Raw genomic sequence first — 24644 nt, forward strand, 5'->3', positions numbered from 1 at the left:
TTTTATGTCTCCTCAGATTGAAGCGCAAAATTTAAGTGAACTGCAAGGCCGCCTGTGGAATATCGCCGATACCCTGCGCGGTAAGATGAATGCCGATGAATTCCGCGACTACTGCTTAGGCTTTATTTTCTACAAATATCTTTCTGAAAAATTCGTTGCTTACGCTAACAAAATTTTGACGGAAGATGGCATTCAGTACAATGAACTGAATGCGGAACATCCGGCTTATCAGGATATCGTTGATGCGGTAAAAGAGGACAGTGTCCAGACCTTAGGTTATTTCCTGCCGCCAACGGATTTGTTCCACTCCATGGCGGAGCGTGTGGCTAAAGACCCCAAAGGCACAGGTACCGGCTTTATTCTGGAAGACCTCGCCACTACGCTACGCAACATTGAACAGAGCACTCTGGGCACTGACTCAGCGGATGACTTCAGCAACCTGTTTGAAGATCTGGACTTAGGATCCAGCAAGCTCGGCAACACTGCGAAAGCAAAAAACGAATTGATCGGCAAAGTCGTCACTGAACTCGACAAACTGAGCTTTAGCCTGAGCGAAGCGAGTTCCGACATTTTGGGTGATGCCTACGAGTACCTGATCGGCCAGTTCGCCTCAGGCGCAGGTAAGAAAGCCGGTGAGTTCTATACCCCGCAGCCGGTCTCCACCCTGCTGGCTAAAATCGTCACCACCCACAAGCTGAAGCTCAAAAACGTGTATGACCCGACCTGTGGCTCTGGCTCTTTATTACTGCGCGTGAAACGTGAAGCCTCTTCAGTGGGGAAAATCTACGGTCAGGAGATGAACCGTACCACCTACAACCTGGCACGTATGAACATGATCCTGCACGGGGTTCACTATGCGGATTTCGAGATCATTCAGGAAGATACGCTGGAGCGCCCGCAGCATACGCATCTGAAGTTTGATGCTATCGTCGCCAACCCACCGTTCTCTGCCAAGTGGAGCGCCAGCCCGCTGTTTATGAACGATGACCGTTTTGCCCAATACGGCAAACTGGCACCGTCCAGCAAAGCAGATATGGCGTTTGTGCAGCATATGTTCCACCATCTGGAAGATGACGGCACTATGGCGGTGGTGTTGCCTCATGGGGTTCTGTTCCGTGGCGCAGCGGAAGGGCATATTCGCCAGTTTATGATTGAGAAGCTGAATTGCATTGATGCAGTGATCGGCCTGCCTGGCAATATCTTCTATGGCACCAGCATTCCGACCTGCGTACTGGTGCTGCGCAAGTGCCGCAAACACAACGACAGCATTCTGTTTATCGACGCCAGCAACGAGTTTGAGAAGGTGAAAACCCAGAATCGCCTGTTGCCGGAGCATATCGACAAGATTACCGATACTTATAATGATTGGAAAGCAGCCGAGAAATACAGTCATATCGCTAGCTTGAAAGAGATCCGTAACAACAATTACAACCTTAATATCCCACGCTATGTTGCTACTTTTGAAGCGGAAGAAGAGATTGACCTCAACGCCATGGCGCAGGAAATCCGTGATCTGGAAGGGAAAGTGGCGAAGATCGATAAGACCATTGCTGGATTCTGTAAGGAACTAGGGATTGAGGCACCGTTTGTGCTGGCTGAGGGAGATAAATGATGGTTCCGAAGCTGCGTTTTTCAGAGTTTAAAGGAAAATGGCAAAGTGATTTATTTGGCAATGTTGTGACAAATAAATCAGCAAAGTACAATCCATCAACGGAAGAGGAAGATTTACCTTGTTTGGAAATGGATAGTATTTCCCAGGAAGATGGGCGCATACTTCATATATACTCAGCAAAACAACAAGCAAGTATTAAAAATAGATTTTCATCTGGCGATGTTTTATTTGGAAAGCTAAGGCCATACCTTAGGAAATATATATTGGCGCCATTTAATGGCGTATGTTCATCCGAAGTGTGGGTGCTCCATGGGTTAAATATTAACAATAAATTTCTTTTTCATTATGTTCAAACCAATAAATTTATTGAGTGTGCTAATAAGTCCTCCGGTTCTAAAATGCCTAGAGCTGATTGGTCGGTTGTTTCATCAGAAATGATGTCATTTCCCCAGGAAAAAGAACAAGCCAAAATTGCCGATTTCCTGTCCTCTGTAGACGAAAAAATCTCTTTACTGAACAAGCAGTACGGCCTGTTTTGTCGGTACAAAAAAGGCATGATACAGAAGATTTTTAGTCAGGAAGTGCGATTTAAGGATGATAGCGGGAACGAGTTTCCTGAATGGGAGGAGGTAGAGCTAAAACAAATAGCCATCAAGGTAAATACTAAAAATAGAGATAATTCAGTAAGTACAGTTTTAACTAACTCTGCCACACAAGGTATTGTTAGTCAGGAAAGCTACTTTGAAAGAGAGATTGTTACAGAAAGCAACTTGACAGGATATTACGTCGTTAGAATCGGTGATTTCGTATATAACCCGAGAATATCTTCAACCGCTCCCGTTGGTCCTATAAAAATGAATGAATTGACCCAGGGAGTTATGTCTCCTTTGTATACGGTTTTTCGTTTTGAAAAAGGCTTGCTGAAATTTTATCAATATTTTTTAGAAAGTTCAGTTTGGCATGATTACATGAAAAGCGTAGCGAATAGTGGTGCCAGACATGACCGTATGAATATATCAGGAGCAGATTTCTTCGGTCTTCCTGTACCCCAACCTTTTGAGGAAGAACAAACCAAAATCGCCAAATTCCTCTCTACCCTTGACGAAAAAATCGCCGTCAAAAAAGCAGAACTAGACAAGTTAAAAACCTGGAAGCAAGGCCTGCTCCAGCAAATGTTCGTATAGAATTTATCCGGCCCGACCTACTCCGGGCCAGCACAATAACGAAAGGCACTACACACTGATGGCAACGCAAAGCGAATACGAGTTAGAAACGCAGCTGGTGGAACAACTGGTAGGCATGCACTACGAGCGGGTGAATGTTACCGATGAAACCAGTATGAAAGCCAATCTGCGCAAGCAGATTGAAATCCATAACCGACTGGAATCTTCCCCGCTAACTGACGGTGAATTTAACCGTATTTTTTTGCACCTGACTAAAGGTAATGAAGTTATCGATCGCGCTAAGATCCTGCGCGATCGCTACCAGTTGTTGCGCGATGACGGCACCGAGAAGTGGCTCAGATTTATCAATAAAGAGGAGTGGTGCCAGAACGAGTTTCAGGTGACGAGCCAGGTGAAGCAGTTCAACGCTGAGCAAAACACGCGTAAAACCCGCTTCGACGTCACGCTACTGATCAACGGCCTGCCGCTGGTGCAAATTGAACTTAAGCGTCGCGGCCTGGGGCTGAAAGAGGCTTTTAACCAGATCGATCGTTACCATCGGGATGCCTTCTGGGTAGGCAGCGGCCTGTTCCAGTATGTGCAGATCTTTATTATCAGCAACGGCGTGGACACCAAATACTACGCCAACAACCGCGCCAACCACTTCGAGCAGACCTTCTTCTGGACCGATGAAAAGAATAACCCCCTCAAAGCGCTGGAGAAATTCACCGACGCATTTCTGAAAGTCTGTCACATCGCCAAAATGATCACCCACTACACGGTGCTGAATGAAACCCGTAAGTGCCTGATGGTGATGCGCCCCTATCAGTTTTACGCTTGTGAGGCGATGATCCGCCATGTGAAGGAGAATCTCCACAAGCAGGGACGTCCGGAGAACGGCTATATCTGGCACACCACTGGCTCCGGTAAAACGCTGACCTCGTTCAAAGCCAGCCAGGTGATCATGGAAATGCCGGAAGTGGATCGGGTCATTTTTGTAGTCGATCGCCGGGATCTGGATTATCAGACGGCGAAAGAGTTCAATGGCTTTGCAAAAGAAAGCGTGGATACTACCAACAACACCAGTACGCTGATAAAACATCTCAAGCAAAGCAGCACCAAACTGACGCTGACCACCATTCAGAAGCTGAATAATGCCATCACCCATGAAGGGTATAAAGCGCAGCTCGCACATTTGCGAAAAGAACGCATCGTCTTTATCTTCGATGAATGCCACCGCAGCCAGTTCGGTGATACACACAAAGCGATCGTGAATTTCTTCGAGAATGCGCAACTGTTTGGTTTTACCGGGACGCCAATCTTTGCCGATAATGTCAATATCACCAATGGTGTCAAACAGACCACCGAACTGTTGTTCGATAAATGCCTGCATAAATACGTGATTGTCGACGCCATCCGGGATGAAAACGTTCTGCGCTTTGCCGTGGAATATGTCGGTACTTACAAGCGCAAAGAGAGCAGCAATGAGATCGATATTGATGTGGAAGATATCGACACTAAAGAGGTCATGGAAAGCGACATCCGGCTGGGCAAAATCACCGACTATATCCTTGCTCATCATAACGCGAAAACCCGCAATCGCGAGTTCACCGCGATGTTCTGTGTCGGGTCAGTCGATATGCTGATCACCTACTACAAACTCTTTAAAGAAAAGCAGGCCGCACTGCAGGCGGCGGATGCCAACTACAAGCCATTAAAAATTGCCACCATCTTCACTTATGCCGCCAATGAAGCGGACAAAAGTGATAAAGAGGCGGTAAACGGACTGCTGGATGAAGAGGATATTAGCCTGCCGCAGGGCGCGAAAGTTGATACCTCGAGTCGCGATCATTTGGATAGTTTTATCAAGGATTATAACGAACTGTATGGCACCAGCTACTCGGCCAATGATTCAAAGAGCTTCTACGATTACTACAAAAATATTGCTCAGCGCACCAAAGAGAAAAGCATCGACATTCTTCTGGTGGTGAATATGTTCCTCACCGGCTTCGACAGCCCGGCGTTGAACACGCTGTACGTTGATAAAAACCTGCGTTTTCACGGCCTGGTGCAGGCGTTTTCCCGCACCAACCGCATCCTCAACGAGAAGAAAAGCCACGGGAATATCGTCTGCTTCCGTAATCTGAAGAAAGCCACCGACGATGCTATTGCCTTGTTCTCGAATAAAGATGCCTCTTCTACGGTGCTGGTCAAACCCTTTGAGGAGTACTTCGGGGATTATCAGGAAGCCGTCGATCGCTTGTTAACGCTGACGCCAACGGTAGAAAGCGTGGACGATTTACCGGATGAAGAAGCGCAACTGGCATTCGTAACGGCGTTCCGCGATGTGATGCGTTTGAAAAACATCCTCGAAAGCTTTGCCGATTTTGATGATGCGGCTAAACCGCTGTCGGACCAGACGCTGGTGGATTTCACCAGTAAGTACCTCGATATTCACGACAAGGTGAAAAAACACTCCAGCAAGGAGAAAGTCTCGATTCTTGAAGACGTGGATTTTGAAGTCTCGCTAATTCATCGCGACGAAATTAACGTTGGCTACATTCTGCGTCTGCTGGCGGGTATTCAGGCGATGCCGCCAAAAGAGCAGCAGGAACAGAAGAAAAAGATCATGGATATTGTCGACAGCGACGTCACGCTGCGTAGTAAACGTGAGCTTATTAATAACTTTATTGAAAAAAGCCTGCTGCATGCCCCGCATGACGAAGATATCACTCAGGTGTTTGAAGCCTATGTCGAACAGGAAAAAGGTAAGGCGCTGGCTGCCCTGTGCAACGAAGAGCGACTTGATTCCATTAAGCTAACCGGCTTACTGGATAACTACCTCTTTACCGACGTGATGCCGCGAGAGGATGAAGTGGCAGAAACGCTAACCTGGACGCCGAAGATTCTGGAACGCAAGAACGTGCGGGCACGTGTCTATGACCGTGTGTGTAATGTGATTGAAACGTTTATCAATGGGATGCGCGGGTTTTAGTTTGAAAGGGTCAGCTGATAAATGGCCCTTAAATTCACACTTTATATCTAAAAATCAATTTGTTAAATATTTGTCTGTCAGGGGTTTCGTAGCAATTTGGCTCATGTTAACTTGATGAAACTCTGACACTTAATCACCCCGGAGTGCATTGATTACGTAATTCTGCATGAGCAGTGTCATATTGCTGAACACAGTCATAGCGATCGCTTTTACCGTCTGATGGGACTGTTATGCCCGAGTGGGGAGTTGTCAAAACGCGGTTGGATGAGATGGCTGGGGTGATATTTTCTGCTTTTAGATGTGGAGATGAGATTTTATCTTAGTTAGTAAAATCAGCGTGGTGTATGTTCATGTCCTCACCAGTTGGAAGTACACTCAATTGCTAAGTAACTAAACAGACTTTAGTTGATCTGTTTGACGCAACCGATCTAAAAAAAACATATCAGGGATGTTTATATGGCCGTTCCTACCTACGATAAATTTATTGAACCAATTCTCCGTTTTCTGGCAGGTAAACCTGAGGGCATACCTGCTCGCGATGCGCATGAAGCTGCGGCAGATGCACTTAATCTTGATGATAATCAGCGAGCAGAAGTGATAGCCAGTGGTCAGTTGGTTTATAAAAACCGGGCAGGGTGGGCACATGACCGTCTGAAGCGAGCTGGATTATCGCAAAGTTTATCCAGAGGAAAATGGTGCTTAACCCCCGACGGGGTTAAATGGGTACAGGCCCATCCCCAGCCGCTCGTCGAAGAGGAAGTGAACCACCTGGCCTTTGATTTCATGAACGTGAAGTTAAAACAGCAGCCAGATGCTGTCGATCTTGATCCAAGACCAGCGGCACCGAACCAGGAAGAGCTAGCAAAAAGCAGCCCTGACGATCGTCTAGATCAAGCGTTAAAAGAGCTGCGGGATGCTGTTGCTGATGAGTTACTGGAAAACTTGTTGCAAGTATCTCCTGCGCGCTTTGAGGTTATCGTACTGGATGTACTTCATCGTCTGGGATATGGCAGCATCGACGGCATTATTTCGCTTGATAAATTGGGGCTGGAAAAAGTTTACGTGCAGGCTAAGCGCTGGCAGAACACAGTTGGTCGCCCTGAACTTCAGGCGTTCTATGGTGCGCTGGCCGGACAAAAGGCCAAACGTGGAGTATTTATTACCACTTCCGGTTTTACTTCTCAGGCGCGGGATTTTGCCCATTCCGTTGAGGGAATGGTGCTGGTTGATGGCGAACGTTTAGTTCATTTAATGATTGAAAACGAGGTTGGCGTTTCCTCTCGTTTGGTTAAGGTGCCCAAACTGGACATGGATTACTTTGAGTAATGAATTTGGGTTATCGTTACGCCTGTCGCATCAGACGAAAATTCTCTGGGCTTGATGCGCGCGTGTTATTTGTTGGCATGCATCGTCATGAAAGAGATCCGTAGTCATGACGACAGAGTAAATATCGTAATCATTTACCAGCTTATTCGCATTTAAACGGACATCATCTTCTGGCCGAAAGAATGCCTCGTCTGTGTCAACAATGAATGCTAGATCTGTCCGTTGGGTTGTCTGCTCTACGAGGTATCCAGCGATTTCTTTCTCAGTCGTAATCTCTAGCCAGACACCTCCGGGCATTTGAACAATCCTTACCGCTACAATTTCTGGACGTATATATAAAGGATATTTTTCTGTAAGCCGTAGCGTTATATCCTCGGCCACATACTGTTCAGTGGAGTTTTGAAGGGGGGTTGCCAGCTTAATTAGTAATGCAACGGCCTTGTCGAGTGGGTAGCGGAAAAACTCGCGTGCCGCATTAACTCGAAAATCATTCAATTCATTATGTACCATAGCCTCGAGAGCTTCATGTTGTTCAGCAAACAACTCAAAAGCAACTTGAAACGGTGTTGGTACTCCAGTGGAGAAGAGCTCACGCGCACGCATGCGTGAGTCGCGTAGCGTTCGACCGATTTTAATTAATCCTGGCATGCTTGAGTTGATTAAAATGTATACATATCCAGGGGCCATAAATGCTTCTCCTTTTTATAAATTTAGTATGATACTGTCAATCAAAATCATTATCTTCAGAAGAGTCGAGTTCGTAGTAAATCGCCAATTGTTGCAGGCTTGATATCTCAAGGTTGATAACTGGCTTGCCAGCGCGGTCTTTTTTTTTCGGAGACTTCTGGGTTTAACAAAAAGACACGAAAATATCTCACATTTTCTGTTGATAATATTTCATCAATATAATGACTGAATCGTCCTTTCTCCATAAGGTTCTTATTGATATACAGACGAATTGGTTTATCGTTATGTTTATCGAAGAAATTAATGAGAAAACCACGACCATAGCGTTTCACCAAAGAGCCACCGCCGAAAATGACACCTGCGTATTGGTTTTTTAGCCCTTTCTGAATATGAGTTATGTATTTATGGAAATGAATATTCCCGTAGTTTGTGACTCTTAGTCTTAAAGCTCTGAACTCGTCGTATGTAAGAGTTCTCTTGGCTTCTTGCCAGGTGTCTACTAGGCGCTGTAACTGGTTAGTTCGTGTATAACGACTCCACTTGCGGGATTTCTCGTCAGACAAATCATCGTCTTTGACGGGGTAGTTTACCTGCGAAAGTGATGTAAGTTGTCCAGATTCTTTTTGCTGAGAATCTTTCTCATCAGTACAAGGATCGAAGCAATTGATAAAATCATTTAGCTTCTGCCTTGCCTTTCTTTCTGTGTAGTCAGCCTCTGTTTCATTAGGTTGACGGGGCTGGTTAGCTTCCTCAGAAAACTGCATCCATTCACATCCCAGATTATGGGGATGTGGAGAACGAAAATGTGCAACTTTGAACTTTTTACCGTCTTCAGCTTTGACATGGTAATTAACGCCACTAATGGTGACGTTGCAGTTGCGATCGCCGCAGGGGAAAGTGAACCGTTGTCTGTCGTGCGGATTTCTTGAAAAGAATTCTGTTCTTGCTTCATCAATCGATATACATCGATCTAACTCATGGCAATAAGCAAAAAGTACTTTGGTCTTTGACATACGTCCTCCATGACGCTTTTTTGTAATCACTTTATCTTTATGAATTTACTGTTTTTAAAAGTTCTGAACAGATTTTTCGTCATCTTTTCAACTAGTTCATCAGCATAATCTTCAGCTATTTCCATCCCTTTCGATTTAGCAACGATGAGCAGAGATGTGACGTCGTTTTCCCTCCCACAGTTGGCACAAACGACAACGCTATGACTTGGGGGGGCGTAATCCTCGTAAGGTAAGGCGAACTGTTCCGAGCGGCAGAATGCACAGCGCAGTCGGATCGTTTTTTTAAGATCCTCCATCATCCCATTAGACCTGGAAGAGAACCAGCAAGACCTCCGACGATAGAGCCAACCAAAGGATGTTCCAAAAAATTAGCCAAGCGGTTTTTAGCTTCCTGTTTGTCTTCATCAGAAGCGGAGGATTTCTCGATCTGCTGAAGTAATTGATTAAATACATTGTGAATGTTTTGCGTATTGGCGTTACCAACTTGTGCTGGCCCATGAACATTTAGCGTCGCGATTTGCATACTGGCTCCTAACTCGTAAGAACGATTTTTCCCATGTTTGACTGATATAGCCCTGCTCTGGCCTTCTTCTGTCAGGGATACATGTTCAAAATCTCCATAGTCCTTACGTAGAAGAGAACGGGAATGGCAGATGTTGATGATTTTGAACAAATACTCTTCCGACCAGTGAAGCCGCTCGTCAATAGCAATGCGATCGTTCTGGTCCATATCAAATCCAAATGAAACAGTTTTGATCGTCTCTCCGAGGTTCTCCATGTCATCGTTCATATATGTTAAAAGAGCATCTATATCTGACTGAATTTTCTCTGCGTCCATTTTTTACCTCATTTTTCGATAGTTAGGAAACAAGCATCGTGATATGCAGATCGCCCGCCTTGCTGATTAATGCAGCAATCTCGAAAGCCATTTGAAAATCTTTATGATTATATTTGTCTTAGAAGTCTGTTGATTTGAAGCAACTGTCTTACTCGGAATGCTTTGAGCTGGTGATACCGGCTGTGAAGCTGATGTTTTCGTCGGTGCCACATAATGCGTTGATGATTTATTAGGCACAATATGCTGAGTTTGCGCTCTTGCTGGCGATGCAGTTTGTGTAGAAGCCCGTAACTTGCTGAGGATTGCCTGGTTTACAGTCGTTGCATTAGTGCTCATAGGCTTAGGAGTTGAAATGGTGCTCTTACCCTTAATGCGCTCTAGGGCTTCTTGATTGCTGCTAGTAGAAGTTAATGTTTGTCGACTATTCTTTGGCCCAGCAAGACGCCAACGGGCATCTGTTTCTGAAAGCACGGTCATTTGGCCGATCGTCGTTACTGTAATTGAGATATGTGAATATTTGTATTTCCCGCTAACGTAAGGCGGCTCCATAAGACCGATTACACTAATCCATTTTCCGATCCATGAGGCATCGGGTTTTGAAGGCAAGGCGCTAATGCCCTCACTCCAAATTGATATTTTAAATATATTACCGCGCCAATCACCGAAATTAACGAAGATATATGGCTTGCCATTTCGGGTTTTATTGAGTTTGACGTCAATAATCTTGCCAATAACTTCAACTTTATCACCAACTCGCTTAAGGCAGGCGCTGTACTCTAGAGCTGATAATACTGTGTAGGCACCGATGTAACCGGGTTTCAGTCTGCTGCTTGGTATATCCCCATTCATACTAATAGTTGTTAGGGATACGGGAATGTTTCTGCCAGCAATGAAGTCATCCAAGGAAGGTGTTTTTTCCATTGCGGAAGCGCATACTGCGGCAAAATTCTTTACGTGGGGGGAAAGCTGTTGAATGCCTGATAGCATCCCTAAGATGGAAGATGAACTGGGGTCTACAAAGTCATTAGCTCGAAAAATGATTGCATCCAGTTCCGAATTTGATTTATCCCAAATGGAAGGATCGATTTGCAAGGTTTTAAGAGCTAGCCAGAGCGTAATGAGTGAGAAACGGTCCAGAGTGTGATTGAACGGATTTGTTGATTTACGTTGGGGATGCTGAAAATTGACGTGCCCCAGCTCTGAGCTTCCTAATGTCTTAATCTCATCAACGAACATTCCGTCATAGTCGATTAGCTGAACGGTTGCACCTCCGTCGGAAACCATCAGGTTTCCGGTCTGGAAATCACCATGTGCTATTTTTTCTTTTTCAAGGTATGCAGCAAGTGATTCAATCGATGCAGATAGTTTCGCTATTGCTTGTGTAGAACGCTTGTTGACCTCAAGGAATTCTCCAAGTGTCTCTCCCTTGGCCCATGCCATTTTGACAATAGGGTAAGATATTCCTTCGACTTTGATCCCTTGGGGCTGAAACTGGAAATCAAGAAAGTAGGGTGAGCGAAGGCTGGAAATCTTCCTGGCTATAGCCTCATAACGGCATTCTAAGGCTTTTGATTCCCTGTGAAAGCAACGAACGGCATATTTCTTAACACCTGATTTGATCGTATAGGTCAGCGCAAAGCCACCGCTGATGGCCAAGGGTAGACCCAGCCCTGTCGTGGCAACGGAGCCAGATTTCAATTCAGGATCGATTAACAGCTTACTATGTAGCTGAAACGCTTGGTTGTATTGTTCAAGAGACGGGTAAGGCATCTTTCTTTCCGCGTTAAAACGATAGTACAAGCAGCGTTGAGTCGTCGATATGCATACGTTTTGCTGCACGCTCCCTCAGGACTAACTGTGCAAGCTGTTCCTCGGTTTGCAGTGAAAGTAATTCTATAAAACCAGAATCCTCTGCCAGTGCTTGTTTCAATGCCCATTCGCCGAGCGCATCTGTCATACAGAGGAGTTTGGGTTGGGTGAGTTTTTCAAGGTAAAAAGTTTTCCCATGCCGTGTCCAGAAACTACCTCCGCCGACGAAATCGTTATGAGCGGGGAGCGTAGCAAGCAGTGTTGGCCGCTCTCTAAATTTATCTGGATTATCGAAAGGCCATGCGCGAATGAGTTTCCCGCAATCAACCAGCATAGTGATGCTATCTCCTACAGCAAGAATCTCTACCGCCTGATGCTCTTCAAATTCCTCTACACCTATTAGTGTCGCAAAACTGCCTCTTTCGAATGCAGCTTGCTTGGACCAGGACATAGACGGGAAGTCATGCGTGGCAGAATATTCCGCTACAGCAGATGCTACCCATTCAGGATTTACTTTCGGTTCTGCAATAAATTTACGAGCAAGAAGATCAGCCCATAACTTTGAGTTGAAGGACTCGCTCGCGCCATCACATAGAGCCAGCCTTCTCTCATCCTCGGAGAAGGCAAATTTATCTTCATTCGCCTCAGGGTATCCAGGATCTTTTGGAACTGTCCCTAAGAACTCCAGTTTCATTGCTGAATCAACGCAGCTGAGAAGCGCGAGTTCCGATGTCGAAGAAATCGACGAGTTCGGCAGCCTCAGCATTGAACATGAATCCACGAGATTCGATTCCGACCGTATGACCTTTTTCCTGCGCGAAACGCACCAGATGTTCCGGAAGAGGGCTGGACATACGGAAGAGCAGCTTAGCGTAGGCATCCGGTAAAGCAGCGTCAGAGGAGGGGAATCTGATTGGATCATTTCCGAGGGAACTGACATGGATGTTAAGAATAAGAACTTCACCGTCATTGGTGCTAATTTGTCGTAAATGATTAGCAATCTCTTCCGGGTCACCGTCGTTTGATTCGCCGTCAGTCACATGCAGAATAGTCGGAGGATAGCAATCCGGGTGGGCATCACACCAAGTCACCAACTCTTCGGCAGCTCTGGTCAGGGCTTCACGCATAGGCGTGCCGCCACTAGCAATAGGATTGAACCATACTGGAAACTTAATTGCTGTCTCGATGATTCCGCCAGCTCCATCATCCATCTTCCTTTTGCGATCTTCCACTCTGGCTGGATTTTGTTCGAGAGCTGAAATTGGATTGAGGACTTGTCCTCCAAGCGGACCAGAGAAGCCATTAGAAACCCCTTGACCGCCATAACCCAAAACGCCAATCTCGAAATAGTCACGCACGCCTTCCGACTTTGTACAGCGAGTGATTAGGTTCATTAACGTTCGATTAAGCGCATCGGCGACAAACTCAGCCTTGCTTCGACCGGAGGACATTTTGTCTGACATCGAGCCAGACTGATCGACGACGAAAAGAAATGCTGCAGGGTTATTGCGACTGATCTGAGCTTCGTAAGCCATATGTCTTTCTCCTTTTTGAGATTATTCCCATCGTATCAATTTGTTAGACAATTGCGAGAAATGCCCTAAGAACAGTTGAAATTTTTAGTCGAGTCTTGACTAAAATCACACTAAGCCATGCTCTTTAGAGAGGGATTAACATACCATGCTGATTATTAGGATTTTAATAGTTAGATTTTATCAAATGATCCAGCCTGCTTATTGATCGCTACAAGTAATGGCGTATATCTAGTCCGCACATTGCGGACATACCTTTTCACCATTCCAACAGATATGGCACCAACAGCATTGCCAGTTTTGTATCGTAGTTTGGCAGGATAGTTGGCGTGTCTTTATCGCTCTGACTGAGGTATGCGCAGTTTGTGGTGTTTATATTCCGCCAGTCATGCCAGCCATAGTTCGGTAAGTGGAGGCAATTGATACACTGGTGCAAGAGCAAGCAGTAAGTCGCTTTATATGCTCCAGACTGAGTGGAGTATGAATAAAACTTCTCACGCCAGTCAGTAGGTCAAGTGAAACAATTATTTTCACCCTGCAGTACTCATAGAACAGCTGACCTGCTCCCAGTTGATTAATACACCGCGATGTTAGTAATGTCTTCATCAGTCACATGAGGACATCCTCATCAAGAAGCGTTTTTCCAGCGAACAGATCATCAGTATTCTCCGCGAGGCCGAAGCCGGGGTTTCGGCACGGGAACTCTGCCGCAAGCATGCTATTTCAGACGCTACTTTCTACACCTGGCGCAAGAAGTTAGGCGGCATGGAAAGTCCCTGAGGTAAAGCGGCTTAAGTCACCTGAAGATGAGAATGCCCGCCTTAAGAAGCTTCTCGCTGAAGCCATGCTGGATAAGGAGGCGCTTCAGGTGGGGCTGGGCCGAAAGTTCTGACGACAGACCAGAAGCGGGAAGCCGCCGCTTTGGTTACCGGCGCATCTGGCAGTTATTGCGCCGGGAGGGCCTCAAAACTAAATGGTTCAGCAAGGCAGCGAAATCTCACGCCATTAAAGATAGTGAGTTATGTCGGCCTACAGAGGCAGTAGTGCAGGGGGAAGGCTGACGATCCTGGTGGTGGTGTTTACAAGAAGCGCCTGAACCAGAATCGCGATCGCGCCATTATCCTGATGAAAGGTGGGGAGCACTGGTTTTACACGTTCCTTTATGCCAAACAGGATATGGCAAATATTGATAATCGCGAGCTGGCCGGATTTCGCGAGTTAGCAAAGCACTATGCTGCCCTTAGCGATGAAAAGATCAAGGCACTGATTAAGAGTAAAGAACTGGTGGAGATTTGCCATGACTGCAAAAAGTAAATTTAAGAGTCCTGCATTTGAGGCCATCCACAGCGCGGCTTCTGGATTTTTAAGGGTCGATGCTATCCCTCAGGAAACGATGCGCAACTTTGATAGAGCGTGCCTCAACAATGTGGATGAGCTGCAACCCATCGAGATTAAGGCGTTGCGTGAGAAGCTGAACGTCAGCCAGCCCGTTTTTGCCAGCTATCTGAACACCAGTGTGTCAACGGTGCAGAAATGGGAAAGTGGGGTAAAGCGTCCAAGTGGATTATCGCTGAAACTGCTTACCGTGGTGCAGAAGCATGGACTGAAGGTGTTGGTTTGAGTTTGTTGTACTGGCTTATTTCCGGGTGAATTATTTCAGGAAAATAAGTCCCAGTATCTATCTGACAGGCTGACAACCGCGCCGCCGCGTTGCTGGAAAAAATTAAAGTCGAACGTACAGCGAGCACAGGTAAAAAAGCGTCGCGAAAAAAATCCTGAACCTTATTTTATTGCGCACCTTACTGGTGCGCTTCTTATTATTCCATGCCAGCTAAATCTTATTTTTTATATTCAAATGATTTTATAAATAGCTTATTAAAGGCTGTTTTAAACTGGACTTTCCTTCTCTTTACTGATGATATATACAGGTATTTAGCGCGGTGCGGATGTGCTGCAACACACCCGCGCCGCTAATCACAATCACTATTAAACAGGAATAGTAATCATGACTGACGCCCATTCTATTGCACAACCGTCTGAACCAGAAGTCTCGCCATCAAATAACCGTCAATTAACGGTTGGCTACGCGAGTCGCTATCCGGATTACAGCAGAATGCCCGCCATCACCATGAAAGGACAATGGCTGGAAGCTGCCGGTTTTGCCACAGGCACAGCCGTAGAAGTAAAGGTAATGGAAGGTTGTATCGTGCTCACCGCGCTACAGGAGAGCGAACTGATGCAGTCGCTGCGCCAGGTGTGCAAACTCTCGGCACGGAAACAAAAGCAGGTGCAGGAGTTTATTCAGGTTATATCAGGTAAACAGAAAGTCGTCTGATGGAAAAGCCGCTCCCGATATCATATCGGGAGCGGTTAACTATCAGGACCAGAACACTTCTACCAGCACATCTGTTGCCGGACTTTCTTCACTGTTTGCCACGTTCACCGCATTACAGCCTGACGCCTGAATGCCCGACTGCAAAGAAATACTATCCCCGACGTCAACGTTATATTCACTTCATACAAAGTGAATGCGCCAGCATACTTTTATTAACAACTCGAATATTCAGCCTCTGCCGACATTTGCCATCCACATAGTTAACGTAAGGCTGGGGAGGCTTTTATGCGTCTCAGGCTTTAAACACCTGCGTCTGATGCCACTCAATAAACCGCTCAGCAGGCCATAGCATTTTATCTTTAGGCAGATGAAGTCTTTGCCCCTCAAGCGCCCAGAAAAGCTGGTCAACAATGGGGCTACGATTGACCCCTCCTGAGATCTGAATCTTCAGGTCTTCATCAATGCCGATAGCACCTTTGTCGAATGCAGAATGGTGTACGGAGCAGAGGGCTAGTCCGTTATTGACTTCACAAGGTCCACCATATTGCTTCCAGCGTATGTGCGCAGCCTCAAGTCCTACCAGCGCACCATCCAGTCGCAGGTCATACCCGCAAATGGCGCATTGTGAGTGATAAGCCCTTAAAATCATGTCGCGAAAGCGAGGATCGCGAGCTCTCATCAGCGTGACTAAATCAAAGCCTAACAGTTCGGCCAGGTTAATCTGGAGACTCTCGGGAAAGCGCTCAGTCAGAATCTGCTGCGCCAGCTTGTCGATCAGGGCTGGATTGTTTTGCAGCGTTTGATAATTCTCCTCATCAAATCCGCCCCAAACCTGATTTTCAATCAGCTCACGCTTAGTCGGCTGGATATTTCCTTTACGAGGTCTGCAGTTCTCTGTGTTTTCCAGCGTCCAGAATCCATCTGTTCTCAACCGCCAGAAAGGCATATTGGGATAGTACTCACGCCTTTTCGGACCAAACTCAATCAGCAGCCTGGTTAACGGCTCGTCAATCTCATTTCCATAGTTAAACAGCCGCGAATGTCCTTTTCTGTATTGGGATAATACATAGAGCAGCAATAGAGGTTTATGAGGGGCGCATTGATCGCCTTTGCGCCATACCGCGACATCGGAAATGGCAGTCTGAAGTGATTGAGCTGGAGTCATAGTCAGGGCTAAGCAACGGATAATTATTGCGATCATGCTCTTAAAAAGTATGAGATTCAATGCGTGCTCACAGAACATTCTGTGAGTTGTGTCCGTTGAAGCAGATCACCACAGGCTCCATGCTAAACTGCATAAACGCTCCCCTAATATGAACCCTTGCTGATGAGGTTGTACCCGCATTGAGTTGCCTGACCGGACGCAATCTACTTAACGGGAAATGGTTGTGGCGATGCCGATCTCTGCCGCTGGTCATTGCGCTGCTGCTGACAGGATGCGCCCGCTCTGACGCGCTGTGGACGGTCACGCATGACCTCTGTATGAATAACTATCACTACCGTCGCGATCCTGCACCCTGCCAGCAAATCTATCAGCCGCAGGACAGCACACAGGGCTATAGCATCATCCAGAACCCTCGCCACAGCTTGCACTTTATTCTGGTACCGACGATGGCGATGTCCGGCATTGAGAGCATTACGCTGTCGCGCCCCGGACGTCCCGACTATTTCGGTTACGCCTGGTTAATGCGCTATCGTCTGATGGCGGCCTATGGCGCTAAAGTGCCTGAGGATCGGCTTGGCATGGCGCTGAATTCCGCTTATGGCCGCAGCCAGAATCAACTGCATATTCATCTGACCTGCCTGCGGGAAGATGTTTATCGCCAGCTTCAGGCCGAGCGCCCCTATATTCATAATGACTGGCGACCCTTGCCCGACCGTTTGCTGAATCACACCTATTATGCCCGTCGCGTTATGCAGCCGACGGCGATGGGGATCTATCCTGTCTCCTCCGTGGCGCGCCATTTCCATCTGTCCTCGCCGCAGCTGGCGGAGTCGGGTGTGGCGCTCATCCCGACGACGTTCTCGGGAGAAAAAGGGTTTATCCTGCTAACCACCCGGCGCGGCTGGGATAAGGGCAACCGGGCGTCCGTTGAGTCGCTACTGGATAAACGCTGCGCAATTCTTTCAACACCGCCAGCTGATGTTTCAAGGGCGGAGTAAGCCAACCTCATCACCCTGAATTCTGCACTGACCCCGCCACTCTGGTGTAATCCGAGGGATTACACATTGCCACAGAGAACTTCAGCATTGAAGCCTGTTCTCCGCATGAGCCTGTATCATGGAACCCATTCAAAAAGTTTGAACCTGTTCCCGTTCCGGATTTTACGCCCGGTATGCTGATTGCGTCGGCAAAAGCTGGCAGAGGGTTGTATGACTGAGCATCCGCAGAGTGCTAAATCACTATCTCCACTGGCTCCTGTCTCTTTAGCTGCCTGAGCGCCAAAAAAACCGGCTTTCGCCGGGCCAGATTTCATGCTCACGCTATCTTCACCGAAGAAGTCGTTTCGCGCGGCAACGCCGTTACCAGTTAAACAGCCGAAGCAGGAATAGAGGTCACTTCAAACCTGCCGGGCAGAATAGCCACCCGGCAGCTCACAAAGCAGCAAAATCGATCAATGCAGACAGCACTGCTTATATTTTTTGCCGCTGCCGCACGGGCAGGGATCGTTACGGCCGGGCAGTTTCTCTGCTGAAACAGGTTTTTGTGGCACGGGAATCGCTTCCGGCTGGGAGATCCAGTGGTCATGCAGCGCCAGCGCAGCAGGGCGGATTGCCTCAATGCTGGCTTCCATCTCCTCCGGCGTCATAGCGTCAATCTTTTCGAGGTTCTCTTCCACGCCGTGCAGGGCGATAGCATCCAGCGCAGGCTGCAGATCCGCTGGCAGAGCAGACCAGTCGGTCAGCGCGACACCGCGCATATAGCCGAAGCACCACTCTTCAACCACGGTAAACTCCAGACCCTCCATCTCGCGGATGCCAAACAGCGGTTCGAACTGCTCCGGGAATTCAGATAAGCGATCAGCCACATCATTCATATGCTGGAAGCACAGCGACATAAAACGCGTCATTTCACGCTCGTTGCTCCATTTTGGAATCTGCTTCTCGCCACCCCACAGCGCCACCAACCACTGGCTGGGTTCGACGGTCACAGGGCCGGAGAGAACGGCAGTCAGCAGACCATCCAGTTCGGAGACATCAATAATCGACGCTTCGCTGCCATATTTTTCCAGCATATCTTCCAGCCATTGCAGCTCTTTTTCGGACAGTGGGCCTTCTTTCATGCGGTTGCCTCCCGGGCATATTAAATTTCAGCGCGGCGTTAAGCCTCAAAACCGCAGCAGTGTACACCCTTGTGGGCTGCAACACAGCTAACCCTGTTCGGGCATTCCCTGGCAGTTAAACCGTGTTCAGCCTCTCTGTCACCTGTTATGCAACTACAGTCACGTACGTTCTGGCGCTGCCGCCGCTCAGCTACGCGTTAAATAAATGACTGACAGAAGGAAAACAGCGTTTCCTGCAGCATGGTTTTGGCTGGCTTTTTCACACGGATCGTCGCTATCGGCCAGTGGATGGACAGATTAACAATGCGACTTAATCTGCCTGCTGGCGGATGGTGTCACCTTCTCGCAGATCTCCGCGCTGTCGGGCTATATCGGCGCCTACGCCAGTTTTATCGGCTACGACAAACGTCACGGTAATGCGGTTGTGGTGCTGCAGAGCGGCTTTAACCGGAGCAACAATTCAGGCATTGCGTTGTTGGTCGATCTGGCAACTCAGGATAAAGTGGTCTGATCCGTTATCTGGCCTGTGTGCAGTAAGGCAAACAGCGCTGTTTTCCCTGCACATAGCATCAGCACAACGGAACGGAAGTGCGATAAACTTTAGCCTGACTGTCAAAATTCAACGTGGAAATCATTATGCGCAGGACTCAACGTGTACTTTTATCAATGGGATTACTGGTTGGCTCGCTGAGCCTGATCCCCGCTGTACAGGCTGCTGGCGAAGCAACGGATACCGTTCCGCCACCGCCGCAGATCCAGCCCGCTAATCCTGATGCTCAGACCGCGACGCCTGATACCGGCAGCGTTCAGCCAGATGCCGGTGCGGCGCAAAACCAGGCACCGACCAGCTCACAGTCTAATGATGGTATTACGCCCACCACGCCAAACACGCCGTCAACGGTGAATGGTGCGCGCCCTGATTATGAACTCAGCACCATCATCATCGACTACAAACAGTACAAAATCGGTGACATCGTGCCAGAGAAGTACACCGATAAAACTTTCACCATTACCGAGTGGCAAAAGCGTAATCTGCCTGCCCCGCAGGAAAATACTCACTGGGCGTATATCAACGCCAACTACATTCTGATTACCAATGACACTGGCAAAATCGTCATGGGTAAATCGGGTGATATCTTCTTCCGTGGCTAATTCCGTGGCTAATTCCGTGGATAAATAAAATCAGCCGGTCGTGATGACCGGCTTTTTTTTAGCTGAAACGTTCTGCACTAAAGCTGGCCAGCATCGGATGCTTCTCACCGCTTACGATCTCCTCCGCCAGTAATTCCCCGACAATCAGCGCCAGCGTTGCGCCCGAATGCGTGAACGCCACATAACAGCCCGGCACCTTTTGCAGTTGTCCCAGCACCGGATCGCCATCGCCCGGAATCGGCTTCAGGCCAGTCTTCCAGCTCTGAACGCTGAGCGGCTCGTCACCCCGTAACAGCTTGCTCGCTTCGTCCGCCAGCTTTGCCACGACCTGCTCATCAATATAGTAATCACCTCCGGCCAGCGGCTGGATATCCTCTTCATACCAGTCATGATCCAGCGCGTAACGGTTGCCGGGATTAGGCCGGATGGCGGCGCGGGGCGTGTTCAGCACCGCTTTCAACTCATGGCTGCCTGGTTCCGTGATGACCAGCATGGAGACCGGCGATCCGTTGGGGATCGTCACGCCGAGAGGTGCTACCACATCCGGTGTCCAGGGGCCACAGGCGACCACCACCGCATCTGCCCGCAGCTCACCCTGTTCAGTGCGGATGCCACAGGCGCGGCCCTGATCGGTGAGCACGCTGGCTTTACCGGCATGTTCTATCACTTCACCCCCGCGCGCCCGAAACTGATTCACCAGATACTCTGTGAGGTGTGGCAGGCTGACCCAGCCTTCACCAGGATTAAATATTGCCTGCGACGGCAGCGCGTCGGGATTGATGGCCGCATCCGCCTGCGCCACGTTATCCGCAGTCATGAGTTGTGAGTCGTAGCCGTGGGTTTTCTCATAAGCATGCCGCGCCTGGGTTCCGGCTGCATCGTCTTTAAACCAGCAGAGCCCGCCATCAAAACGTAGCCAGTCAAGGTCAGGATGTTGAGCAAACAGGGTGCGATAGCGATCGATACCCGCCATGCGCAGCGCATGGTAGGGCAGGGAGCGCTCACCCGCTGAGTTGAGCCACGACAGTGAACGTCCCGATGCGCCGGAGCAGAGTGCAGCTTCGGTCACCAGCGTCACCGCCGCTCCGCGTTTTGTCAACTCCAGCGCCGTCGACACACCGATGACGCCACCGCCCAGTACCACCACTTTTATTTCATTTTTTAACGCCATTATCAGGTTCCTTGCTCAGTTACAGCACTTCAGAGAGAAAACGTTGCAGTCGCGGCGACTGCGGTGCATCAAAAATGGCACCCGGCGGTCCGGCTTCAACAATCTCGCCTTCGTCCATAAACACCACCTGATCTGCCACCTTGCGTGCAAAGCCCATTTCATGGGTCACTACAACCATTGTCATGCCGCGACGGCAGAGATCCGCCATCAGCGTCAGGACACCTTTCACCAGTTCGGGATCGAGCGCGGAGGTCGCCTCGTCAAACAGCATCACCTCGGGATCCATCGCCAGCGCGCGGGCAATCGCGACGCGCTGCTGCTGACCGCCGGAGAGATCGCGTGGCCGGTGATCGGCGCGTTGCCCCAGGCCCACCTCTTCCAGTCGCTGACGCGCAATCGCCATCGCCTGCGCTTTAGGCAAGCCTTTAACCCGCCACGGGGCCAGCGCCACGTTCTCCAGCGCGCTGTGGTCGGGGAAGAGATTGAAATGCTGAAACACCATGCCAATCCGCAGCCGCAGCGCATCGGGTTTGTCGTGCAGCACCGATCGGTCAGCCAGCAGCACATCCCCGGACTGCGGTTCATGCAGCCGGTTGATGCCGCGCAGCAGCGTCGATTTACCCGAGCCGGATGGTCCGATAATGCAGGTAGTACTGCCAGGCGCGACCCGCAGCGAGACGTTACGCAGCACCTCAATCGGGCCATAGGCCAGCGTCAGATCGCGCAGCTCCAGGCTGGCGCCGTGCCAGCTCGCGCCGTTCAGGTTATTCATGGGTGCCTCCGATTCGGGGTTGCGTGACCAGTGAAACCCCGGGCGTTCTGACTTCATCCACTTCTTTTAAGCCGCTTTTCGGTGCCGTCAGGCGACGGCGGCCGGTGCGATAGCGCACATCGACATAGTTGACCATGTGTGTCAGCGGCACCGTGATGATCAGATAGAACAGCCCGGCCAGCATCAGGGGCGAGAGGTTGCCAGTGAGCACTGCCGCATCCTGACCCACGCGAAACAGCTCCCGCTGCTGGGTCATCAGGCCCAGCAGGTAGACCAGCGATGAATCTTTGATAATGGCGATGAACTGGTTAACGATGGCGGGCAGCACACGGCGGATCCCCTGCGGGATGACCACCAGCCGCATTGCCCGGCCATAACTCATCCCCAGCGCCCGGCAGGCCTCCATCTGGCCGCATTCCACGCTCTGAATACCGGCGCGGAAAATCTCGCCCATATAGGCGCTGGCGATCAGGCTGAGGGCGAAGATCCCCAGCGGATAGGGTGTAGGACCGAACAGCTGATAGCTGAATCGCGCCAGGCCCTGACCAATCAGCAGAATGGTCAGAATCGAAGGCAGACCGCGGAACAGATCGGTATAGAGCCGGGCAGGTAGTCGCAGCCAGCGTGAGGGCGAGATGCCCATCAGCGCCAGCAGAAGACCAGACAGCGTGCCGAGCAGCGTAGCTGCCAGCGAGATAATCACCGTGTTGACCAGCCCGGTGGTCAGCATCTGCGGCAGTACTTCCATCATTGATGGAAAATCAAAGAAGGTGCGGGAAAGAATCGTGAGCAGGTCCATCGCCGTCTCCATGCAGGGTGGGGGATCCCCCGGTTAACTCAGGACGCGGACGTCCGCATCTTTACTGCCCGCCAGGCAGATACTGTTTTGGCATCGGCGATCCGGGGAACCACTTCTCGTAAAGTCGTTTCCAGGTGCCATCCTGCATCGCGGCTTTGATGGCGCCGTCCAGCGCAGCCTTAAAGGCGGGTTTGCCTTTGGCGATGGCAATGCCGGCCGGTGCATCAAACGAGGGGATGTCGGCGGCAGAGACCAGCTTAAAGCGGTCGGCGTAGCTTTTTGCTGCCTCGTAGTCGAGGAAGATCGCGTCGAGCGTACCGTTGTTGAGCGCGGAAACTGCGCTGTTGTTATCCGGGAAGCGCACGAGATCGGTCTGGGTGAAGTGTTCGACGGCATAGCTCTCCTGCAGCGTACCCTGGACCACCCCGAGCCGGCGTTTTGCCAGGGTGGCGACATTCTTGACGCCGCTGTCAGAGCGGGTCAGCACGGTGAGAAATCCCGCCAGATAACCCGTCGAAAAGTCGACCGTCTTTTCCCGCGCCGGAGTGATACCGATAGCCGCCACCGCCGCGTCATACTGACCGTTAGCCACGGCCGGCATAATCGCCGAGAAGTCCTGACCAATAAAATCGACCTTATCGATCCCGATTCGGTGGGCGACATTCCGGAAGAACTCGACGTCAAAGCCGGTAAACTCACCGCTGGCATCCGTGAAGGTGTAAGGTTTTGAGTCGCCGACGCTGGCGATGCGTAGCTGACCCGGTTCGATCAGCCCATAAGGATTGTTATCGCTGGCAGCCAGCGTACAGAACGAAAGTGAACAGAGTGCGAGCGTGGTGCCGAGCAGCTTGCCCAGGGTGGTTTGCGATTTCATAGCTCATCCGTTTTTGCAGGTTTAAACATCAGAGACAGTTGAGCCAGCAATTATAATTGAGACCGGTCTCAACGCAGGTGGCACCTCAAGACGTGGGCGTTGTGAGACCGGTCTCAAGGGGTTATAATGAGTTTAAGCACAGCCTTTTTTCGGCGTCAATATTCCTGTCATCAACCTGTGATTCAAAATAATTATGACGAGTCAGAAACGACAATCGAAAGCGCCTACCGTGGCGGATGTGGCACGTGCAGCAAACGTCTCTAAAGCTCAGGCGGCCCGTGCGCTGGGCGGTTATGGGGCCGTCAGTGATGAGGTGCAGGAGCGGGTCAGCAGCGCGGCCTCAGCGCTGGGCTACCGTCCGAATGCTTTGGCCCGCAGCATGAATACCGGGCGTTCTCATACCATCGGTGTGATTGTCGGTGATATCGAAAACCCTCACTTTGGCCTTGCGCTGCGCGGCATGGCCGATGTAGCGCGCACGGCCGGTTACCATCTGCTGCTTAGCAACAGCGATGAGAAACTGCAGGCTGAGCAGGATGCAGTGCGGGTGATGCTGGAAAAGCGGGTCGACGGCATTATCGTTGCGCCATGCTGTTCGGAGCACCAGCACAACAGCCATCTGACGCAGGTACTGGAAGAGGGCAGAGCGCTGAAATTATTTGATCGCGCAGTGACTGACCTTAATGTGGAAGCGATCTGCTGCGAATTTACGGATGTCGCCGCAGAAGCGACCGCCCGATTGCTGGAGGCAGGTCATCGTCATATCGCCTATGTTACCAGCATGGCGCTGGCAACCGATTACAGAGCACCAGAGGATTTTGGCCTGACGCCGGTTGCTCAGCGCGTTAGCGGCATGATGCAGGCCTTTGCTGCCGCGGGCGTGGAGTTTGATCCAACGCTGGTGAAAGTGAACGCGCTGGATGAAACGGAGATTGCCCGTATTGTGGCTGAGCTGTGGCAGCGTCCGCAGCCGCCCACGGCGCTGGTGGCCTCTGACAGCGTGGTCGCGATGTGGCTGCTGCGGGAAGTCACGCAGCGCGGACTGCGCATCCCTGCCGATCTCTCATTTGTGATGTATGACAATTTTCCGTGGAGTGAGATTGTCACGCCGCCGCTGACGGTGGTGGCGCAACCGGTCTATGAGATGGGCCGTGAGGCGGCACGACGCCTGATTGCGGAGATACGCGGCGAGGCAGCCGGGCCAATGCCGCGCTTTGACGCCCGCCTGATGATTCGCCAGTCGATTGCTGCGCCGGCCAGCCTGATCAGCGCGGAATGATCA

At 49.8% G+C, this 24644-nt stretch carries 23 protein-coding genes and 4 pseudogenes; 14 read left to right on the plus strand and 13 right to left on the minus strand.

What is annotated here, in order from left to right; all coding sequences use genetic code 11:
* The first annotated feature begins 4 nt into the window (after nucleotides 1-4).
* The 5 genes from NIM72_RS14680 (at nucleotide 5) to NIM72_RS14700 (ending at nucleotide 7096) form a co-directional block, all read left to right on the plus strand.
* Entirely contained in the window at nucleotides 5-1612 is a 1608-nt protein-coding gene (locus NIM72_RS14680) for a type I restriction-modification system subunit M (protein ID WP_253420946.1), read from the plus strand.
* The gene (locus tag NIM72_RS14685; RefSeq protein ID WP_253420949.1) at nucleotides 1609-2796 is read left to right on the plus strand and encodes a restriction endonuclease subunit S; all 1188 of its coding nucleotides are present in this window, start codon (nucleotides 1609-1611) and stop codon (nucleotides 2794-2796) included. Before NIM72_RS14680 ends, NIM72_RS14685 begins: the two co-directional genes overlap by 4 nt.
* Nucleotides 2797-2854: 58 nt before the next feature.
* A complete protein-coding gene (locus NIM72_RS14690; protein ID WP_253420952.1) occupies nucleotides 2855-5770 on the plus strand; it encodes a type I restriction endonuclease subunit R in 2916 nt (971 codons plus the stop codon).
* A gap of 180 nt (nucleotides 5771-5950) precedes the next feature.
* Nucleotides 5951-6052, plus strand: a complete 102-nt coding sequence (locus tag NIM72_RS21580; protein ID WP_371876305.1) for a hypothetical protein — start codon at nucleotides 5951-5953, stop codon at nucleotides 6050-6052.
* A gap of 174 nt (nucleotides 6053-6226) precedes the next feature.
* Nucleotides 6227-7096, plus strand: coding sequence for a restriction endonuclease (locus NIM72_RS14700; protein ID WP_253420955.1), 870 nt, complete (start codon nucleotides 6227-6229; stop codon nucleotides 7094-7096).
* Nucleotides 7097-7126: 30 nt separating this feature from the next.
* Here the strand turns inward: NIM72_RS14700 and NIM72_RS14705 are convergent, their stop codons facing one another.
* The 7 genes from NIM72_RS14705 to NIM72_RS14735 form a co-directional block, all read right to left on the minus strand.
* A complete protein-coding gene (locus NIM72_RS14705; RefSeq protein ID WP_253420957.1) occupies nucleotides 7127-7783 on the minus strand; it encodes a GIY-YIG nuclease family protein in 657 nt (218 codons plus the stop codon).
* Nucleotides 7784-7890: 107 nt separating this feature from the next.
* Nucleotides 7891-8796, minus strand: coding sequence for a hypothetical protein (locus NIM72_RS14710; protein WP_253420959.1), 906 nt, complete (start codon nucleotides 8794-8796; stop codon nucleotides 7891-7893).
* Nucleotides 8797-8822: 26 nt separating this feature from the next.
* Nucleotides 8823-9095: a hypothetical protein gene (locus NIM72_RS14715; RefSeq protein WP_226347945.1), complete on the minus strand. Its 273-nt coding sequence runs from the start codon at nucleotides 9093-9095 to the stop codon at nucleotides 8823-8825.
* Nucleotides 9092-9634 carry a hypothetical protein gene (locus NIM72_RS14720; RefSeq protein WP_253420961.1) on the minus strand — a complete coding sequence of 181 codons (543 nt, stop codon included), beginning with the start codon at nucleotides 9632-9634 and terminating at the stop codon, nucleotides 9092-9094. The genes NIM72_RS14715 and NIM72_RS14720 overlap by 4 nt, the downstream gene beginning before the upstream one ends.
* Before the next feature lie 66 nt (nucleotides 9635-9700).
* On the minus strand, nucleotides 9701-11404 hold the full coding sequence (locus NIM72_RS14725) for a serine/threonine protein kinase (RefSeq protein ID WP_253420963.1): 1704 nt from the start codon (nucleotides 11402-11404) through the stop codon (nucleotides 9701-9703).
* Nucleotides 11405-11417: 13 nt separating this feature from the next.
* Nucleotides 11418-12137: a TerY-P anti-phage system serine/threonine phosphatase gene (locus tag NIM72_RS14730; RefSeq protein ID WP_253420965.1), complete on the minus strand. Its 720-nt coding sequence runs from the start codon at nucleotides 12135-12137 to the stop codon at nucleotides 11418-11420.
* A 7-nt stretch (nucleotides 12138-12144) separates the two neighbouring features.
* The gene (locus tag NIM72_RS14735) at nucleotides 12145-12978 is read right to left on the minus strand and encodes a TerY-P anti-phage system-associated VWA domain-containing protein (RefSeq protein ID WP_253420967.1); all 834 of its coding nucleotides are present in this window, start codon (nucleotides 12976-12978) and stop codon (nucleotides 12145-12147) included.
* A gap of 624 nt (nucleotides 12979-13602) precedes the next feature.
* Here NIM72_RS14735 and NIM72_RS14740 point away from each other — a divergent pair.
* From NIM72_RS14740 to symE, 4 genes and pseudogenes are all read left to right on the plus strand, one after another.
* A pseudogene (locus tag NIM72_RS14740) lies at nucleotides 13603-13953 on the plus strand (transposase); the annotation flags it as partial.
* Nucleotides 13923-14289 (plus strand): annotated as a pseudogene (locus tag NIM72_RS14745) (type II toxin-antitoxin system RelE/ParE family toxin). The pseudogenes NIM72_RS14740 and NIM72_RS14745, both read left to right, overlap by 31 nt.
* A complete protein-coding gene (locus NIM72_RS14750; protein WP_253420969.1) occupies nucleotides 14273-14596 on the plus strand; it encodes a DNA-binding transcriptional regulator in 324 nt (107 codons plus the stop codon). The pseudogene NIM72_RS14745 and the gene NIM72_RS14750 overlap by 17 nt, the downstream one beginning before the upstream one ends.
* A 384-nt stretch (nucleotides 14597-14980) precedes the next feature.
* A complete protein-coding gene (symE, locus tag NIM72_RS14760; RefSeq protein WP_253420971.1) occupies nucleotides 14981-15310 on the plus strand; it encodes an endoribonuclease SymE in 330 nt (109 codons plus the stop codon).
* Nucleotides 15311-15602: 292 nt separating this feature from the next.
* Here symE and NIM72_RS14765 read toward each other — a convergent pair whose 3' ends face one another.
* Nucleotides 15603-16475 carry a phosphorothioated DNA-binding restriction endonuclease gene (locus NIM72_RS14765; protein ID WP_253422111.1) on the minus strand — a complete coding sequence of 291 codons (873 nt, stop codon included), beginning with the start codon at nucleotides 16473-16475 and terminating at the stop codon, nucleotides 15603-15605.
* 221 nt (nucleotides 16476-16696) lie between these two features.
* Between NIM72_RS14765 and NIM72_RS14770 the strand changes: the two genes are divergently transcribed.
* Nucleotides 16697-17473, plus strand: a complete 777-nt coding sequence (locus NIM72_RS14770; protein WP_253420973.1) for a CDP-diacylglycerol diphosphatase — start codon at nucleotides 16697-16699, stop codon at nucleotides 17471-17473.
* Nucleotides 17474-17541: 68 nt separating this feature from the next.
* Nucleotides 17542-17691 (plus strand): annotated as a pseudogene (locus NIM72_RS14775) (DUF1493 family protein); the annotation flags it as partial.
* Between the two features lie 234 nt (nucleotides 17692-17925).
* Here the strand turns inward: NIM72_RS14775 and NIM72_RS14780 are convergent.
* Nucleotides 17926-18594, minus strand: coding sequence for a YecA family protein (locus tag NIM72_RS14780; RefSeq protein ID WP_150010999.1), 669 nt, complete (start codon nucleotides 18592-18594; stop codon nucleotides 17926-17928).
* 355 nt (nucleotides 18595-18949) lie between these two features.
* Here NIM72_RS14780 and NIM72_RS14785 point away from each other — a divergent pair.
* Together NIM72_RS14785 and NIM72_RS14790 are read left to right on the plus strand one after the other, a co-directional pair.
* Nucleotides 18950-19105: pseudogene (locus NIM72_RS14785) on the plus strand (serine hydrolase); the annotation flags it as partial.
* Between the two features lie 125 nt (nucleotides 19106-19230).
* Nucleotides 19231-19746 carry an RcnB family protein gene (locus tag NIM72_RS14790; protein WP_161735949.1) on the plus strand — a complete coding sequence of 172 codons (516 nt, stop codon included), beginning with the start codon at nucleotides 19231-19233 and terminating at the stop codon, nucleotides 19744-19746.
* A gap of 58 nt (nucleotides 19747-19804) precedes the next feature.
* Here the strand turns inward: NIM72_RS14790 and NIM72_RS14795 are convergent, their stop codons facing one another.
* The 4 genes from NIM72_RS14795 to NIM72_RS14810 all read right to left on the minus strand — a co-directional run bounded on the left by NIM72_RS14795 (nucleotide 19805) and on the right by NIM72_RS14810 (nucleotide 23362).
* Nucleotides 19805-20917, minus strand: a complete 1113-nt coding sequence (locus NIM72_RS14795; RefSeq protein ID WP_161735950.1) for an FAD-binding oxidoreductase — start codon at nucleotides 20915-20917, stop codon at nucleotides 19805-19807.
* 19 nt (nucleotides 20918-20936) lie between these two features.
* Complete coding sequence (locus tag NIM72_RS14800; RefSeq protein WP_061061528.1) at nucleotides 20937-21689, minus strand: amino acid ABC transporter ATP-binding protein; 753 nt, start codon at nucleotides 21687-21689, stop codon at nucleotides 20937-20939.
* Nucleotides 21682-22488, minus strand: coding sequence for an amino acid ABC transporter permease (locus NIM72_RS14805; protein ID WP_253420983.1), 807 nt, complete (start codon nucleotides 22486-22488; stop codon nucleotides 21682-21684). Before NIM72_RS14805 ends, NIM72_RS14800 begins: the two co-directional genes overlap by 8 nt.
* Before the next feature lie 61 nt (nucleotides 22489-22549).
* Nucleotides 22550-23362, minus strand: coding sequence for an ABC transporter substrate-binding protein (locus tag NIM72_RS14810; RefSeq protein ID WP_161735952.1), 813 nt, complete (start codon nucleotides 23360-23362; stop codon nucleotides 22550-22552).
* A 193-nt stretch (nucleotides 23363-23555) separates the two neighbouring features.
* Here NIM72_RS14810 and NIM72_RS14815 point away from each other — a divergent pair, with 193 nt between their 5' ends.
* Entirely contained in the window at nucleotides 23556-24641 is a 1086-nt protein-coding gene (locus tag NIM72_RS14815) for a LacI family DNA-binding transcriptional regulator (RefSeq protein WP_222924615.1), read from the plus strand.
* Nucleotides 24642-24644: the final 3 nt, after the last annotated feature.

It is taken from the genome of Pantoea sp. B550 (genome assembly GCF_024158165.1).
GTDB lineage: Bacteria > Pseudomonadota > Gammaproteobacteria > Enterobacterales > Enterobacteriaceae > Pantoea > Pantoea alfalfae.

Coding starts and splice junctions, on each gene's coding strand:
- NIM72_RS14680 (WP_253420946.1), top strand. CDS start 5: ATGTCTCCTCAGATTGAAGCGCAAAATTTAAGTGAACTGCAAGGCCGC.
- NIM72_RS14685 (WP_253420949.1), top strand. CDS start 1,609: ATGATGGTTCCGAAGCTGCGTTTTTCAGAGTTTAAAGGAAAATGGCAA.
- NIM72_RS14690 (WP_253420952.1), top strand. CDS start 2,855: ATGGCAACGCAAAGCGAATACGAGTTAGAAACGCAGCTGGTGGAACAA.
- NIM72_RS14700 (WP_253420955.1), top strand. CDS start 6,227: ATGGCCGTTCCTACCTACGATAAATTTATTGAACCAATTCTCCGTTTT.
- NIM72_RS14705 (WP_253420957.1), bottom strand. CDS start 7,783: ATGGCCCCTGGATATGTATACATTTTAATCAACTCAAGCATGCCAGGA.
- NIM72_RS14710 (WP_253420959.1), bottom strand. CDS start 8,796: ATGTCAAAGACCAAAGTACTTTTTGCTTATTGCCATGAGTTAGATCGA.
- NIM72_RS14715 (WP_226347945.1), bottom strand. CDS start 9,095: ATGATGGAGGATCTTAAAAAAACGATCCGACTGCGCTGTGCATTCTGC.
- NIM72_RS14720 (WP_253420961.1), bottom strand. CDS start 9,634: ATGGACGCAGAGAAAATTCAGTCAGATATAGATGCTCTTTTAACATAT.
- NIM72_RS14725 (WP_253420963.1), bottom strand. CDS start 11,404: ATGCCTTACCCGTCTCTTGAACAATACAACCAAGCGTTTCAGCTACAT.
- NIM72_RS14730 (WP_253420965.1), bottom strand. CDS start 12,137: ATGAAACTGGAGTTCTTAGGGACAGTTCCAAAAGATCCTGGATACCCT.
- NIM72_RS14735 (WP_253420967.1), bottom strand. CDS start 12,978: ATGGCTTACGAAGCTCAGATCAGTCGCAATAACCCTGCAGCATTTCTT.
- NIM72_RS14750 (WP_253420969.1), top strand. CDS start 14,273: ATGACTGCAAAAAGTAAATTTAAGAGTCCTGCATTTGAGGCCATCCAC.
- symE (WP_253420971.1), top strand. CDS start 14,981: ATGACTGACGCCCATTCTATTGCACAACCGTCTGAACCAGAAGTCTCG.
- NIM72_RS14765 (WP_253422111.1), bottom strand. CDS start 16,475: ATGACTCCAGCTCAATCACTTCAGACTGCCATTTCCGATGTCGCGGTA.
- NIM72_RS14780 (WP_150010999.1), bottom strand. CDS start 18,594: ATGAAAGAAGGCCCACTGTCCGAAAAAGAGCTGCAATGGCTGGAAGAT.
- NIM72_RS14790 (WP_161735949.1), top strand. CDS start 19,231: ATGCGCAGGACTCAACGTGTACTTTTATCAATGGGATTACTGGTTGGC.
- NIM72_RS14795 (WP_161735950.1), bottom strand. CDS start 20,917: ATGGCGTTAAAAAATGAAATAAAAGTGGTGGTACTGGGCGGTGGCGTC.
- NIM72_RS14800 (WP_061061528.1), bottom strand. CDS start 21,689: ATGAATAACCTGAACGGCGCGAGCTGGCACGGCGCCAGCCTGGAGCTG.
- NIM72_RS14805 (WP_253420983.1), bottom strand. CDS start 22,488: ATGGACCTGCTCACGATTCTTTCCCGCACCTTCTTTGATTTTCCATCA.
- NIM72_RS14810 (WP_161735952.1), bottom strand. CDS start 23,362: ATGAAATCGCAAACCACCCTGGGCAAGCTGCTCGGCACCACGCTCGCA.
- NIM72_RS14815 (WP_222924615.1), top strand. CDS start 23,556: ATGACGAGTCAGAAACGACAATCGAAAGCGCCTACCGTGGCGGATGTG.